Genomic DNA, 16,222 nt, shown 5'->3' with positions numbered 1-16,222 from the left:
TCCTTAGATCGAAAAATACCCCACGATCTTGAAAATAAGACCTCGAAAGCTCGTGTTCAAATTCGAAGAAGCTCGCTCCTCATTGTAAACGACAAACAAATCACTTAAAGAGGCGAAATGCCAACGGTATCGGTATTGGAACACCAGGAGAGAGTTATCCTGATTCCAACCGACATTGGCATCGATCGACATCTTGAAAAGAAATGAGTAACTGCCGGAGAAATTGAGAGCCGAAGAAAAATAGTCCGCGTTCAAAGAAGGAATTTCGATCCGACTTATACTTGCGTCCGTTTTTAGGTAAAGTCCGTCGATCGGTTTCGCGGTGAAAGTCGGGATCCAGGTGTGGATTGTCCCGCCGTAGAATCCACCGTAACTGTATTCGACGGATCCACTGATAGCATATCGCGATGGCGTAAAATAACCGAATCCGACGTTCGACTCCGTATATCGACCGGCAGGAATTGTTACTTTTGAATTGAGGACGAAGGGGTTGAGGGCTCTATCAGAGAAGTGTTTTCCGACGATGTGGTACGTGTAGCCGCTGTTCGATGTCAGCGTAATATCTCCTTGCGACGTATAGTCAAGAAACTGATCCATTTCATCAGAAGTGAAGAAATTTCCTTGGACACCGACCTTAGTTTCGCTGAAGCCATATTCCGGGAAAAGAAAGCTCCGGTAAAGTGAGGCTGCGGGCTCAAATATGCCGGCGCGTGTGAAGAATCCAGCTTCTGGATTAAATTCATCGCTTACATACAGATTCGATTGCCGAACTTCCCATAACCCCGGTCGCCAAACGGTTCCGTTGTACGCCGATGTGCCGTTTCCGGTTATTTCGTCTGGCATGTTGGGATCGGAGTTGGTGGCCGCGGCCCAATTATTCACTACCAAACGGCCGTTGACCGATCGAAAGGTAGCATCGATTCCACCCGACGTGTTCGATCCGAGAGGACCGGTGGTGTCCTGCTGATGGATCGCCATGAATCCCATCTCCGATCGCGCAAAAATATCCTGCTTGAAACGCGCGACGGTAAAATTCCGATCCGGGACCTGGGATGTGTCTTCCGTCTGGATGTTTAGAAAGCCGTACTCCGATCTGTTGATTTTTCCATAAGAACGGCCCCCTGCGAGAATAGGGACTTCCCGGCCGTCTTGAAGTCCGATTTTCCGGCTGAAGAAAAGTTGTGCCGATTGGGGTACTCCGAATTCAAAGAATTGGCTCCCTTCCAAAAAAAACGGCCTCTTCTCCGGAAAAAACAGGTCGAACCGACTTAAGTTTATCTGCTGGTTATCGACATCCACCTGCGAAAAATCAGTATTTACGGTGAGTTGAGAAATCGCCGTCCGTTCAATCGGATATTTCAGATCAATTCCTGGTTTCAGAACGACGTCTCTCGTATGGGCGGGTATTACCGAGTCTGTGTCCGTAAGATTCTCACGAAAACCGGAGGAAAAATACGGAAGCAGGCTCAAATGTCTCCACGGCTTTGGCGAGAATTCGACACCGGCTAGATGACCAAAATCGGCCGTCTCCAGGTCTGTACCCCGTGGCGGGAAAGGGCGATAGAGCGGCGCCCATACGGAAAGCTCGGACTTGCGGGCGATTTGTCGCGTGACATTGAGACCGAACTCTTTATTGCCCGCTGCGTCATAATCCAAAGAAGTAAACGGAATTTTGAACTCGGCTACCCAACCGTCTTCTCGAATTTGTGCTCCTGCACTCCAGACCGTGTCCCATTCGGTGATAAAAAGGTTCCCATTGTTGATTCCCTTACCATCTACTTGCGCTCCGCGAGGATTAGCCGTGAAACTATAACCGGTGCGATGATCGTGCTGAGGGTCGATATTAACGGTCACAAAATCATCGTCAAACGTGCGGACGGAATCGTGGCTCATCGCCCGTTTCACGATCTTGTCCGGTTCTCGATCAAAAAGAATGATTCCAAAATACAAATTCACGTCGTCATACAAAACCCGGAACTCCGTCCGTTCCGTCGCCGGTTGTCCCAAGAAAGGCAGCATTTGAGTGAACCCGGTGTAAACGGGGGCTTCCTTCCACGAGTTTTCATCGAGTTTCCCGTCTATTTGAATCGTTTCGCCACTCCTAACGGCGTTGGCCACAGGGACTGTGTCATGGCCATGGAGTTCACCTTCAGTTGCAAGAGCTATCGAGTGAAAGAACAAAACGAAAACGAGGAAGGACCACATTCGCATCGGATGATTACTATATATATTTACGATGAAGAACAGCAGATGTGACAATCAACGCTGCGGATTGTATGCATAGGGCCTTTTCATGGACTGTGTCGGAATAGCTTTAAGCACATGGCCAGCACCATGCTCTCCGGGCAGAAAAGCCTTTCTTCCACCTGCCCCGTGGCTTTCACCGTGACTCGGCACATTTTTCGAGGCAAAAGAACATATCCCGCCTTTTTGAGGAGTCTTAGATTGTGTTGAGTCACAGGATTTTCGTACATAGCCTTATTCATCGTAGGGCCAAAAAATACGGGGCGTTTTGCGGCCAACACAATATTGGAAGCGAGGCTGTCCGCCAGTCCGTGGGCACATTTAGCAATCGTGTTCGCTGAAGCGGGATAAACAAAGATGGCATCCGCCCATTCGGGAAGATTTATGTGCGGGACCGGAAATTCCACAGTGCCGTCCTCGTGGTCAACAAAAACCTTATGCTCCGTAAGTCGTTCAATTTTTGCCGTGTTGAAAAATTTAAGCGCGGGCCGGGTGGCTACGACAATGACTTCCGGCCGGCCGATCCCGGGGAAGGATTTCAAGTCGGAAACGAGTTTCGGTGTAAGTTCGGCTTGGACGCAGCCTGTCACCATAAGCAGGACATGACGTTTCCTTTGGCGCAATTTCTTCACCGTAATAAATTGAAACCGATCTTACTACCTTCTACGGTGTCCGGCCGTAAAATCTGTCTACCGCCCATTTTCCCCGTACAAGAATGGATGTTGACTAATTTGCAGTAAGAATGCAAATTGGTCGTATGTGGGTATCTCGGACGATCGAAGGGCGAATTCGAACCCTCGCACGTCGCCACCCGATCGTGGCGGTCGTGGGGCCCCGGCAGTCCGGTAAGACGTCGTTGCTCAAGCATCTGTATCCGAACATTCCCTATTACTCTTTGGACGACCCCGCAATTCAGGCCACGGTACTCACGGATCCCAACAGCATTTTGGATACGGAATCTCCGATCATCCTGGATGAAGTTCAAGCCGCGCCGGATCTTTTCCCGTATCTTAAAGCCGCCGTCGACAAAGACCGACGCCCGGGCCGCTTTTTTCTAACTGGTTCACAAAATCTATTGTTGCATGCGCGCATCGGAGAGAGTCTCGCGGGACGAGCGGTGTACTTGCCTTTGCTTCCTTTCGACGTTCTGGAGTGGAGGAAACATAAAAAGCGTTTTACCAAAGACGGATGGTTTCAATTTTGCTCGTACCCCGAGCCTTTTCTATTCCCCAAGAAACGAGAAAGCTGGTTGAAGGGCTACATCCAAACCTATATTGAACGAGATCTGCACCAAATCGCCGAGGTGGGGGACCTGCGGGATTTTACCCGTTTCTTACGTATTTTGAGCTTGCGGAACGGTCAGATGCTCAATTTTTCGGATATTGCCCGCGATGTGTCGGTTGCTCCCAACACGGTGAAGAGGTGGATTTCCATTTTGGAAGCCAGTTTCCAGGTGTTTTTATTGGAACCGTATTTTTCAAATCGCTCCAACCGGATTATCAAGACTCCGAAAATCTATTTCACAGAACCTTGGATGGCCTGGGAACTTGCAGGCGGGCTCCCACAAGATCCAGGCATCATGCTGGAGGCGTCTTTCGTCGCAGCCATTTACCGATGGGCTGCACATACAGAATTGCGACGGGTATATTATTTCCGGACCAAGGAGGGGTTTGAAGTGGATCTTGTCTTGGAATCCAGACAAGATCGATCACAGCCACTTATTGCGGTGGAAATAAAACATTCCCGTACTTTTACCGTTTCCCTTCTTCGGGGTCTAAATGGCTTTTTACGGCAAATCGACGGCCATGTGGAGAGCTACCTAGTTTCGAACATTCAAGAGTCCCGGCGGATGGGAAGGGTGACGTTACAGAAACCGATTGAATTTTTCGAAACTCTGCTGAACCGCAATTTTCGTTCTCGGTCCGTTCGAGTCACGTGATTCAAGGTAAGGTACTATCTCTCCCATGCTCGGCGGTTTTTCGTTCTCTCTAGAAACGCTCGATGGCCGAATTGTGGGGCGTTCGTATGTTCGAGTCCGTTCGAGCCGCCGGAGAACGATCTTTGAGAACACGGTTAAGTCACCTGGGTTCAAACGGTACGCTCTTGCGGAATATGAGGGGCGGCATTTACGTTACGTACAGCTCGAAACAATCCAGAAAGCCGGCCGAAAAAAATGGACCGACCGAATATGGATTCGTTCCCATCGAGGAGGCTGGGCATTGTTTAGGTCCAAATTGGGGGAATCTTGGAGTCACTTTTTTAAGAACGGGAACAACCTTACGCTTTTAGGTACCCATCTCGTTTTTCCTTTCTTTCCCCTCCGTCCAAGGGGGAAACGTCATTCCTGGATCGAGCACGTGGCCTACAACATGGATGATCATCGGATTGAACAATTGACTGTGCGGCGGGCAGATAAGAGATCCCATTTCGATACCGCTGACATTCGAGTGAACCGCGAAGATCTGTCCGGACACGTCGAGTGGGATGACCTTGGGCCCCGAACGATTACTTTTCCGAAACTTGAATTGCGCATCCGCCGATTCGCTGACTCTATTCCCTTTGTTGCGCACATAAGAAAAATAAAAGAACCGAAGAGAACTCTTCGTTACCGGAGTGACGATCCTGTAGGAAAGGAGAGGAATCTATCTTTTCGCTCGAAAGATGGAACCCGTCTTTGGGGTACACTTGAGGTTCCCAAAGGAGGAACGAAGCTTCCCACCGCGATCCTGCTTCATGGGAGCGGCCAGGAGACACGAGACAGTGGTTCGGGGTTTGAGGAGAGGGATCTAAATGTCATACAGGCGAGGCCCTTCCGGGAGCTTAGCCGGAAACTGATCCGCCATGGGATCGGTGTCTTTCGGTACGACAAACGGGGCGTGGGAAAGAGCGGGGGAAATTGGAAAGAGGTAAGCCGGACCAATCTGCTGGAGGATGTCATTGCCGCCACGGAGTGTGTTGCGGATCGCATGAAAGGAAAACCCGTGATCCTCGTTGGCTTTAGTGAGGGCGCCAACTTGGCGATTTCCGCCGCTCTGAAGAGTCGGCAAATACGAGGAGTTGTCCTGGCCGGCGCACGGGCGCATTCACTGGATCGAGTCATCTTGAATAAGACTCTCTTTAAGGCTCGACGGATGAAAAGACCTGGCGCCGAAACTCGAAGCGAGATCGCTCGCCTACGCCGGATTTTTCAATATGTCCGGTCGCTCCATTCGAAAACCGGCGGCAAAATCAAAAACGTTCCATGGATGGGAAAAAGCCTCGCGCTCTGGTCGGAACAGATTTCGAACGTACCAGCCTTGGAAGCCAAAAACCTTCGGATTCCTGTTCTCTTGTTGCACGGCGAAGAAGATGCGGAAATCTTGGTGGAAGAATGTGCGGCGATGGCTGCATCGCTGTCCAAGTCCCATGTGCCGTATGAGGTTCATCGCTTTAAAGGCCTGAATCATTTTTTTACAAAAGCATGTCGCGATTTCCCAGGCTTTGAGTACGATGTCCCGTATGAGATGTCGGACGAGATTCCGGATCGCATTGCAACATGGCTGAGAAAAATCTCAAAGTAGCCATTGTGACAGGAGCCAGCAGCGGCATTGGAAACGCCACAGCTATTCTGCTGGCCAAAGAAGGGATGAAGCTTTGTCTTGCGGCCCGCCGGAAGGCGGAGCTTCAAAAGGTGCAAAAGGCTTGCGGACGTAACGCGAGAATCTTCCCCGCCGACATCCGCAATCCCAAGGATATTCAGGCACTCATTCACCAGACATTCGAGACGTTTGGGAGGATCGACGTTCTCGTTAACTCGGCCGGCATTTTAACGAGCGCTCCGCTCGATGGAACTCCGGTGGAAAGAATCCGTGAGATCTTGGACACCAACCTTTTGGGCACGACACTTTGCTGCAGAGAAGTCCTCCCTCTGATGAAACGCCAGCGAAGCGGCCACATTGTGAACATTTCGTCGATTGCAGGAACCGTCCCCCAGGAAAACATGGCGCTGTATACGGCGAGCAAGTATGGCGTTGTCGGATTTTCGGACGCGCTTCAAAAGGAAGTGAAGCCCTACGGGATCAAAGTTTCGACGCTTCGCCCGGGCACGGTGGTGACGGATTTATGGAATGAATATTGGACCGATCGTGAGGAGCGCGAAGCTCTGGCGAAACAACTTCTGCAGCCGGAAGATGTGGCGCGAGCTATTCTTTTTGTGCTCACCCAGCCCCTCCATGTGATTATTAGGGATCTGTCGATCCATCCAAATAAATAACCTATTGATTCTATTGGCTTATAGTGCGGCGGCTTTTGCGATCGGGGCTTTCGCAATCGCGGTTGATTCCTGTTTACTCGGTTGTCAAGTACCCGCACAAATCATGACGTAGATCATGATTAGACTGAGGCGGGATTCATATCTTAAAATAGAATCGTCGAAGGAAATACCCAAGCCTCCCTTAAAGAAAGATGAAAAAACCACACCCGACGGGCGGTTCTCCGCATAATCTTGCCGGCGCCAAAGTGCTGCTGGTGTACCCTCCTGCATCCTATGTCGACATGCCTACTCTCGGGATCCCTTGCCTGACAGGATATCTTAAAGCCCAAGGCGTTGGAGAGGTGGATGTCTGGGACAGCAATCTTGGTTTCCTGGGCTTTTTACTCGAACCTGCGACTTTGCTGAAACAAGAAGAAAAGATTCGTTCCAAAGAAGCCGTGGGAGGGACGGAAACGCTCCAGGCTAAAGCTCTGTATATGCTGCCGCAGCTCCGGTCTGCGATCCAGGATGCCATTGACATCTTTCACGACCCGAAACGCTATTACGACACCCGTATGTATGACCGCGCGATGGCGATCGTTCGACTTGCATTGGAATGTTATTCAACCGAGCCGGATCCGATACGGCACACATTCGGTGGAAATGGTTTTTCGGTCGAGATCGACCGCACGCGAATGCGCTTTTCCATGGACGATCTTATTCAATTCGCCGGACAAGAGAATTCATACCGGCTTCTTCACGAGTTTTTCCAATCGCACCTCTCGTTCTTAACGAGGAATTCGCCATTTGACCTCGTCGGTTTCTCCTGTGCGAATCCACAGCAACTGCTGCCCGCACTCCTGCTGGCGCGATGGATGCGGGAGGCAGCGGTTTCCAAAGCGTTCGTGATCGGAGGAAGCTTTATCACAACGCTCCGGGACGTGATCTGCAGTAACGCCAAGACATTCGATATCTTTGATTACGTCGTGACCTTCGAAGGAGAAAAAGCACTGCTTTCTCTCCTGAATGCGGTTGTAACCGGTGGTGAATTGAAAACGGTGCCCAATCTTCATTATCGGCAGGGAGAAAGCATCCGGCATAACTCCTCCCAAAAAATAGAAGATTTGAATCAGCTGCCGACGCCCGACTTTTCGGGACTTCGGCTACAGTCCTACTGGACGCCGGAGCCGGTTCTGCCGATGTACTGTACCCGCGGCTGTTATTACGACATCTGTTCGTTTTGCAATCATCATGAAAACTATTTCGGCCAATTTCGCGCGCGTACCACCGATTCGGTCATTCACGACATCAAAACGTACGAAAAGCTTTATCGAGCCACCAAGCTCTTTTTTGTCGACGAACTTCTCATACCGAAACAGCACGTTGAGATCGCCGAACGGATCGCGCGGGAGAAGCTTTCCACGCGATGGTACGCGCATTCGCGCGTCGAGAACTATTTCACGAAGGAGAGGCTCGAACTCTTGGCCCAAGGCGGTGTCACGCTTCTCCATGTCGGAATGGAATCGGCCAACAGCCGCGTTTTAAAGCTCATGAAAAAGGGGTACGACCGGGAACGCGTTTTGAGATTCTTGGGCGATTTGCGCGGCACACCGATAACCGCCCACCTGAACACGATTCGTTCATTCCCTGGAGAGCAACCGGAAGAATATCTGGAAACGCTTGAAACCGTATGGGAATACGCCAAAGCCGGCGACTATATTCACCTCTATGATTTTAATTTTGATCCCGGCGCTCCTATAGCCGAAGGAGGGAATCCCTATGTGGCTTCCGTCCAAAAGGTCGCGGATCACGATCTGGACAATGCTTTGGAATTCTCGCTGGTGAATATTCAAGAACCGACGCCGGAGCAGCAGGCGGAAACGGAAAGACTTATGGCGCGCCTAGGACAAAACCTTCCGGTTTTAGCCGGTCTTTTCCCGTCCGAGTGCTGCTGGGCGGCTCACTTGTTATATGTTTCACGCTATCGAGATAAGGGAGAAGGGAAGAAACTCGAACAGCCGCTTTCGGAGATGGAAATCGTATTGCCGGGTGGTGAGGCTTTCTCCGCCGGTGAGAACTTGAAGGAGTGGGAGATTTCGCTTTCCGAGGATTCCCGGATCCTGTCGTTTCCCGGCACAGCCGCCAGTCAGTGGGTTCTCTTTAACGCCGTCGACTTTGCATGGATTCCGATTTCGGAACGCCTGGGAACGATTTTAAGGCGTGCGGGGCCTAATCCCCTCTTGATCAGCGCGGTGGAAAAAGCCGGCGGCATTGAAGTACGTGATCTCCGGACAGATCTCTATAAGTGGTTCCGGGCCGGCATCGTTCGGCTGACGCGCCCGCGCGGCAAGCGTACAGCGGAGGTTCAAGCCGCATGAATTCGGCGAAGCCGAAAGGTCGATTGCCCCATGTTGTTTTGGCGGTCACGGGGTGTGTCCAGGCTGAGGTCACGCCGCGTTTGGTCTCCAATCTTCTTTATCATCCTGAGATCGGCCGGCATGAAGTGATCGTAGCAGCTACACCTGCGGCGCTTGGCTTCTTTGAACGTGAAGTTGTCGAAAAGCTCATCGGTCGGAAGATGTTCGTACATCACACGGATACGACGGAGGAGTTTCCCGTTCCCCATATCAACCTCGCCGATTGGGCCGATGTGACGTTGGTTTATCCCGCCTCGGCCAACACGATCGCCAAGTGCGCACATGGAATTTGCGATAGTCTGGTGGCGGGCCTCGTTTTGGCGGCGACGAGTCCTGTTTATTTCGGTCCGACGATGAACCGGCGAATGTACGAAAGCCGGGTTACACAACGAAATCTCAAACTACTTAAGGAGTACGGGCACCGATTTATCCCGCAAGAGACGTGTCGCGTGACGGTCAAGGCCACGGGTGAGGTGGAAGAGAAGCTTTATTGCACGGAATCGATGGTTCTCCACGTTTGCCAGGAGCTATTTCATTGAAAGCCCGCTTTCCCCATTTTCATTTGATCGAACATGCGGAGGAATATCTTCTCTATCACCGCGAAGCATCCTCGTTGATAAGACTGAGCAAGGACTTCGGTGAAATCGCAAAGCAACTTCAAACCGGAAAAGAAACAGTTGAAATTGCGGCTGAACTCGGGGGGAGTGAGGAAAGTGTGTCTGAAGCTATTTCCGTAATGGAACGCACTCAGTCGCGATTGGATCAAATCAAACTGAAAACCATGACGAGAGAAAAGCCGATCAGTCTTTATCTCAACGTGAGCAACGCGTGCAACTTGGGTTGCGGATACTGTTTTGCAAATGGGGGAACCTACAATTCGCCTCCGGGAATGATGGGCCCGGACCTGGCGTTTCAAGCGGTGGATCGATTCTACGAAGCGTTCGGCCATATCGGAACGATCACCTTTTTCGGCGGTGAACCGATGCTGCAGGCGCCTCTCATCCCCAAGGTTTGTGAGTATGCCTTGGAGCAATCGAAGAGGAGGGGCGCGTCGGAGCCTGCGTTCTCGCTGGTCACAAACGGCACGTTGCTCACACCGCAAAACGTTGAAATGTTGGCCAAATACCGTTTTGGCGTCACAGTTTCCATCGACGGCCCGGAACCGATCAACGACCTCCTTCGGCCTACACTCAGCGGAAAAGGGAGTTACTCAAAAATAGCTTCCGGACTGAGACTTCTGAAAGAGATGGGAATCTCCCCGAACATTGAGAGCACCTATACGACCAAACATCGTGAGATGGGGATCACCCCCAAAACTCTTCTCGAATTTTTCCGCGACGAATTCGGCTCGCGATCGATCACCATCGGTCCCGCAGCGGGGGAGGTTGAGGACTCTAGCGCCACACGAGAATTCTACGACTTTCTTATTCCCGCCTTTCGCGAAGCCGCGCGCTTTTCTCTGGAAACCCTGGGAAGCGACCGGCCGATCGTTCTCTACCAAGTGTCGCACGTCCTCGGCCTTTTTTTCGTGAAGGAGAAGAGACCGTCCAACCAATTTTGTTACGCCAATTTGGGAAAGGATCTCTTTTCGGTCTCGTCCACGGGTAAGGTTTTTCCCTGCCAGATGATGAATGATCGAGCTGAATTCGATATGGGGCATATCTCGAACGCCGACTTCTCGCACGCTCCCAAGTTTCAGCAAGTTCAATCGAAATTCGAGGGAATGAACAAGGAAGAAATGCAGTGCCATTCCTGCTGGGCACAAGATCTCTGTTTCATCTGCGTCGCGGGCGTGGAAATCGAGACGAAACGGTTGAAACCCATTCCCAAACACCGGTGCGACCTCATCCGCGGTGTGATCGAAGAAATTTTGATCCACCTATCCCGACTTCAGGGGGATTCACAGCGGTTGGACAAAGTATTGGACAACTGCTTCAACCGGGCCGACGAACCCGGATCCGACAATAAATCTCGGTGAAAATCGCTGTACGTCGCGCGATCGAACGCTACTTCGCCCCCTCCCACCAAGGGGAGGTTTCGTCCTTGGAAGCGGGCGTGAAAAGGTCTGAACGCGGATCAGCCAGTTGAGACAGACCAAAGCTCTTCCTGCCGCCGAGTCTTTCAACCTGATCAAGAGCTCCTTCCAGTTCTGCTTCCAGGGAAGGCGTAGGTCGATGCACATCGCTTCCGAAGCCGTAATAGGCTTGCCGTTCGAGCAGTTGGACCGCCTGTTTTCCCACGTGACGGGGAGAACGATGCGAAAGCGACAATAAATCCATTTGAAATAAAAAACCGTACTGGCTGAGCTGGGCGATCCACCGCACAAAATCTTTTCCATTGTATCGCTCGGGATGAGCCAGAAGCGGGGTGAGCTGCGCTGCGGCACACTCTTGAGCCAGCCGGAATAAGCTGGCGCAAAGAAGATCGGCGTTCACGGTGTGGGGAAACTCGATGAGGAACATGTTCGACTCGCCCAGGCGGATTATTTCGGCGGCCGCGAGCCGATCAAAGAGCGATACATCCAGGTAATACTCAGCCCCGCGGAGAAGGCGCACGTGAAGGGAACGGGACTCGATCTCTGTCCTTAAATCGTCCAATGCCGAGTCGATCCGGGAGAGTTGCGGCATCCACCCTCCTTCAATATGGTGCGGCGTTGCACAGATCTCGGTGAATCCGAGCCGATTCAGCATGGAAATCAGTTCGATCCCCTCCTCCCTTGAAGTCGCGCCGTCGTCGAGACAGGGAAGAATATGCGAGTGGAGATCAACCATGGCCTTGTTTCATCAATCGGAGGAACTTGATCTTCCGAAGGTGCTTGGACACGACGGAAACCTCTTTCCGCGCCCGGCCATACTGAGCATAGTACCCGTACCCATAGCCTCCATTGTACGAAGAGATCGATGTGCTGCGCTCCCTCAGATTGAGAACGACTCCATAGACTTGAGCTTGCACTTCTTGCAGACGCCGCCACGTCGCCCGTAAGGCGATCCGCTTTGTCCGGGAGGGCGCCACGACCAACACCGCTCCATCGACGAACTTGGCCAGCAAAACGGCATCGGGAATCAGTGAAATGGGCGGAGAGTCGAAAAGCACGTAGTCATATCGGTGTCGAAGGTCGTTCACCAGCTTGCCGAATCGCGCGGAATGCAGAAGGCGGGAAGGGTCTTCGGATTCACGGCCCGCGGAAATAAAATGGAGGACCCCATGGGCATTGTCTCGCGTTCGAATCTCACAAACGCATTGCTTCCAATTGATCTGCTCGTCCTTCACAATATCGGACAGCCCATGTTCGCTTTCTCTTTGATAGACGCGCCCGAGATTCGGATTTCGAAAGTCCGCATCCAGGATCAAGACATTCTTTCCGAGATCGGAAAGGACGTACGCGAAATTTGAAACGATGGTCGTTTTTCCATCGCCCGGCATGGAACTCGAGAACAGCAAAACCTGGGTCTGGTTTGGGGCGGAAAACAGATGCAAATTGGTCCGAAGAGCCCGAAACGCTTCCATGTCAACGCTTTTGGGATTCGCGTGAGTAACAATCGGACTGCCCGTACTCTTGGTATCCAGGAACCGCCGAAGGGAGAAACGAGCCGTAGCCAGCTGTTCCGGTTCGGTAAGCCGGGGAATGACCCCCAAGATCGGCCGTTCGATCAATTTCTCGATTTCGGCCATTTCCTCGATGGTATCCTTCAGATAGTCGGCCGCCATCGCGACTGCGGCTGAAAGAAGAAATCCGGCCAAAAGGCTCATCCAGAAATTTTGCATCGGCCGCGGCCAAAAGGGTGCTCGTGGAATGATGGCTTCATCGATGACCGACACACTCGGGATCGTGGCCGCGCGGGCAATTCGGGTTTCCTCATACCCGGTGGAGAGGAACGAAAAAGCGTTTTCTTTTGCTACCGAGGCCCTCTTGAGCGAAATGAAGTCGAGCTCCATTTTGGGGATGGCCGCCAGTTGATCCTGGTTCCGTTGGATTTGTTGGCGAATGACTTTTTCTTCTCGTCGCAGGAATTGGAGCTGGGAAGCCACAAGCTGGAAAGCTTGTTGAAGCAATGCATTTTGCCTCTCTAACGCTTCTCGGTATTCCGGATGTTCCGGCGTCAGACTGTGGCCGAGTTCAACCAGCTTCTGGTCGGCTTCGCGCAGATCCGAGGCGAGTTTTTCCAAAACCACGAAGCCGGATTGGAGGAGAATGGCAACGAGCCGAGTCGTATCCACCCCCGCGGCAAGAGCCTTTTCCGCCTGCTCAAATTTGTCCGTGCGCGTCCGAAGGTCGAGGAGCCGTGTTTCCAATGTCTCGCGGACCGTCATTATTTTTTTCATTTCGAGTTCGGGGTCGATTCCGCCGCGCTCTTCTCGAAAGCCGCGCAGTGTATCGGCTTCGTGAGTCAGTTGGGATCGGGTTTGTTCGAGTTGGGTGGCTAAGAACTCCTCGGTCTGTGCCAGGTCCTTTCCGCGGCGCGCGATATTGAATTGCACGTAACGATCCACTCGGGCGTTGACCAGATTCCTTGCCAGTTCCGGGTTGTCGGTTTCCACCACGATTTCTATCACGTTGGAATCCTCTCCAACGGCCCGAACGCTGGTGACCGAATCGATCCACCCGGCCACATCTATCGAGCCTTGCAAGGCGAAACGGATTCGATCACCGGCCTCCGGACGCTTCTTCATTGAAAACACGGCAGACCCCAGGTGGACGGGCAGGTTCACCTCCTGAATAGCTACGGTTCCGCCTGTAGTCTCCTGTTTGAGCCGGGCACCTTCCAAGGCAAACCATACCCGAGGGGCGGTTCTTTCGATCTGGGGCGGAAAGAAGATTTGTTCGAATTTCTTTTTGTCTTCTTCGGACATCGCGAGTTGCAGTCCAAGAGTCGTTCCAACCGCCTCGCTCAATCTTCGACTCTTCAATAACTGGATTTCCGTTTGAACGTGGGGATTGGCGGCTCCCATTTTGGTCCATTGATTGAACGGGTTGTGACCCGAGTTCGAATCCTCGACAAGTACGGTTGCCGCCGCCCGGTATTTTGGAATCGCCCGAAAGGTAAAAAACATCGTTGACCCAACCACCGATAATGTACCGGCGATGACGAGCCTCCATCTCTTCTTCAGAATCGATACCAGTTCCGCGAGTGAATGCATCCCTTCCAAGCCACTCTTATCCGTCCTTTCGATCAAAGCAGATCCTTCAAGATCAGGATGTCCGTGGTGAGACCCAGAGGGATCGTAAATGCCTGAATCACGGGGATCATTTCTTGCAAGGCATCGCGGAAATTGGAAAAGCCCGTTTGCGGCAAATAAAGTACGTCTCCGGCGCGCATCTCCGTTCCCGGGAGCATCGGCGCGATTCCGCGCGCCAACAGGCGTTTTGCGTCCACGGTCAGAAAATCGAATTGGCCTGCTCCCACCTTTCGCAAGATCCGGACTTCATCGAGTTTGGCGCCCCTTTTCGGGCCTCCGGCTAACGCCAGGGCTTGCGCCAACATCATGTTTCGGCCCTTGACCGGAATGAGGCCGGGTTGGGCCACGTGGCCAAGGACCGCAATGAAGTTTTGCTCGCCTCCAGGCACAAACAAGATATCTCCCGGCATCATATTGAACGCTTCCACGGTTGCGTCTTGGTTCCATAGCGCTTCCAGGTTGAGCGGGATTCGAGAAGACCTTCGGATCACGTAACTGTCTGAAGGATCCGCGCTTGGGGTGAAGCCGTGGGCGAGGGCGACGGCCTCATACACCGTTGATAGCGGCCCCATCAGCGGGAATCTTCCCGGAGCATTGACCGCGCCCAGTACGGAGAAACCGGAGGCCCGATATTCGCTCACATGGACACCGACATTTGGTTCGCGAAAATATCGCGATAATTTTTCCCGCAACATCGTCTGAACTTCTCTCGGTGTTTTACCCTCGACTTCAATGTCACCCGCGAGCGGAACAAAAATCGTTCCGTCGCCGCGGACCGAAATTTCACTCGACAACTCTTTCCGTCCGTAAACACCGATGCTGAGGCGATCCCCCTTTCCAATGGGGTACTCCTGGCTCTGAACTTCCTGAGCCTGCGTCGGGCCGGCTCCTTCTGGAATTGCCTGTTCCACGGTTTCGCTCGCTCGATTCTTGGGCACCTCTAGCCTTTGCACGCGTACATAGTCTTCTTGTTTCAGCCGAATGGTCTGAGCCGCACAGCTGGCGACGAACAATGCGAACAGAGCTGCTTGGGTCCTCAACAGGAACTCTCCGTCTTCTAAGCTCTCCGGAAGCATCACGTCATTAAGAGCCGGGATCTCTGAATTTGATCAGAGGGTATTTTGTGCCTCGTGGAAGATTGGACCACTCCGCGGAATTCGCGATCCTTTGTCATCTTTGATGTCGACGTCGTTCCTCGTTGTCCGTTCCTCCTATACGCAGGGAATTCAAGGCATTGCAAGGGTTTCCGAGAGATTACCCCTTGGTGTTTTGATCAACAAAAAGGTAATTATTGAGACGCCCCGCAGTATTCTTTGGGTCGGACGAAATGCGGCTTCACATACTCTTGTGACTTCCTTTTTGGTAACACGTTGGAATTCAATGTGCGCGGTCAGCGATAATAGTGAATTATGTGCGAGGCACTTTTTCAGCTATCGCCAGGCGTATGTGACTCTCGCCAAATATTCCCGCGAGGCGGCGGGAAGAGGTGCATGACCGCCATTGTACGGTTGCACGAAAGACGGCGCATCGTTGAAAATGTCGTACACCCCCGCCCCAAGATCGAGCCCCTTGATCCCCAGATCCCGATAAACAACGTAGAGATTGCATTCGATGTGAGCGCCGAGGGATCGGCTGACCGGATCCCGGTTGCTATCCTGAGTAACGAATCCGTAGCGCGGGCTCGTAAGGATAAGCGTGGGATTCACGCGCAAACCGCCGAGGATCTTTATGCTCGAATGCGCGACAATCTTGTGCGCCGGCAAGCCGAGGAGCACGTCATCTCTCCCCGGCACTTCGTAAAAGGGTTCCACCATACCGACGGGCGCATAGAAGGAATAAGAGAGCAGGGCGTACCCCCAGGAGTCGGTATAGCGATACTCGGCTTCCATGCCCCGCGTGTGGATGCCGTCGAGATTTTGGTAACTGTCCACGCTCCGCACGGAATCAAAGGAAAAGACGATCGGTTCATCGATCAGAATTTCATAATAATTGGCGGTGAGGATCGAGCGTCGCGTCGCGCTCCATCCGAATTCGGCCTCCACGATGTCGGTGGTCTCCGGCTGAATGTCATTTCCCAAACGGATCTGTTCGATTCCGGGCGCGCGAAATGCCCGGCTGTAGAGGAGCTTCGCGTGGAACGGATCGAAGAGCT

The 16,222-nt window shown here is 52.5% G+C and carries 13 protein-coding genes; 6 read left to right on the top strand and 7 right to left on the bottom strand.

Annotated elements, in window-relative coordinates; all coding sequences use genetic code 11:
* Positions 1-3: 3 nt before the first annotated feature.
* A complete protein-coding gene (locus tag VI895_13730; GenBank protein HLG20860.1) occupies positions 4-2,118 on the bottom strand; it encodes a DUF5916 domain-containing protein in 2,115 nt (704 codons plus the stop codon).
* A gap of 173 nt (positions 2,119-2,291) precedes the next feature.
* A complete protein-coding gene (locus VI895_13725; protein HLG20859.1) occupies positions 2,292-2,876 on the bottom strand; it encodes a flavoprotein in 585 nt (194 codons plus the stop codon).
* A gap of 125 nt (positions 2,877-3,001) precedes the next feature.
* Between VI895_13725 and VI895_13720 the strand changes: the two genes are divergently transcribed.
* Positions 3,002-4,183, top strand: a complete 1,182-nt coding sequence (locus VI895_13720) for an ATP-binding protein (GenBank protein ID HLG20858.1) — start codon at positions 3,002-3,004, stop codon at positions 4,181-4,183.
* Positions 4,184-4,529: 346 nt separating this feature from the next.
* Here the strand turns inward: VI895_13720 and VI895_13715 are convergent, their stop codons facing one another.
* A complete protein-coding gene (locus VI895_13715; protein HLG20857.1) occupies positions 4,530-4,670 on the bottom strand; it encodes a hypothetical protein in 141 nt (46 codons plus the stop codon).
* Positions 4,671-4,691: 21 nt separating this feature from the next.
* Between VI895_13715 and VI895_13710 the strand changes: the two genes are divergently transcribed.
* From VI895_13710 to VI895_13690, 5 genes are all read left to right on the top strand, one after another.
* Complete coding sequence (locus tag VI895_13710; GenBank protein HLG20856.1) at positions 4,692-5,804, top strand: alpha/beta fold hydrolase; 1,113 nt, start codon at positions 4,692-4,694, stop codon at positions 5,802-5,804.
* On the top strand, positions 5,780-6,496 hold the full coding sequence (locus VI895_13705; protein ID HLG20855.1) for an SDR family oxidoreductase: 717 nt from the start codon (positions 5,780-5,782) through the stop codon (positions 6,494-6,496). Before VI895_13710 ends, VI895_13705 begins: the two co-directional genes overlap by 25 nt.
* 191 nt (positions 6,497-6,687) lie before the next feature.
* Positions 6,688-8,853: a B12-binding domain-containing radical SAM protein gene (locus VI895_13700; protein ID HLG20854.1), complete on the top strand. Its 2,166-nt coding sequence runs from the start codon at positions 6,688-6,690 to the stop codon at positions 8,851-8,853.
* Entirely contained in the window at positions 8,850-9,431 is a 582-nt protein-coding gene (locus VI895_13695; protein ID HLG20853.1) for a flavoprotein, read from the top strand. Before VI895_13700 ends, VI895_13695 begins: the two co-directional genes overlap by 4 nt.
* Complete coding sequence (locus tag VI895_13690; GenBank protein ID HLG20852.1) at positions 9,428-10,870, top strand: radical SAM protein; 1,443 nt, start codon at positions 9,428-9,430, stop codon at positions 10,868-10,870. The genes VI895_13695 and VI895_13690 overlap by 4 nt, the downstream gene beginning before the upstream one ends.
* A gap of 28 nt (positions 10,871-10,898) precedes the next feature.
* Here VI895_13690 and VI895_13685 read toward each other — a convergent pair whose 3' ends face one another.
* From VI895_13685 to VI895_13670, 4 genes are all read right to left on the bottom strand, one after another.
* Positions 10,899-11,663 carry a CpsB/CapC family capsule biosynthesis tyrosine phosphatase gene (locus tag VI895_13685; GenBank protein ID HLG20851.1) on the bottom strand — a complete coding sequence of 255 codons (765 nt, stop codon included), beginning with the start codon at positions 11,661-11,663 and terminating at the stop codon, positions 10,899-10,901.
* Positions 11,656-14,067: a polysaccharide biosynthesis tyrosine autokinase gene (locus tag VI895_13680; protein HLG20850.1), complete on the bottom strand. Its 2,412-nt coding sequence runs from the start codon at positions 14,065-14,067 to the stop codon at positions 11,656-11,658. The genes VI895_13685 and VI895_13680 overlap by 8 nt, the downstream gene beginning before the upstream one ends.
* Positions 14,064-15,110, bottom strand: coding sequence for a polysaccharide biosynthesis/export family protein (locus VI895_13675; protein HLG20849.1), 1,047 nt, complete (start codon positions 15,108-15,110; stop codon positions 14,064-14,066). The genes VI895_13680 and VI895_13675 overlap by 4 nt, the downstream gene beginning before the upstream one ends.
* A 390-nt stretch (positions 15,111-15,500) precedes the next feature.
* Positions 15,501-16,222, bottom strand: a 722-nt coding sequence (locus VI895_13670) for a TonB-dependent receptor (protein HLG20848.1), incomplete at its 5' end; no start/stop codon positions are given.

It is taken from the genome of Bdellovibrionota bacterium (assembly GCA_035292885.1).
In the GTDB taxonomy this organism is placed as follows: Bacteria; Bdellovibrionota_G; JALEGL01; order JALEGL01; family DATDPG01; genus DATDPG01.
Note: the sequence above shows the minus strand (reverse complement) of the source record. Positions and strands in the feature narration are given on the sequence as shown.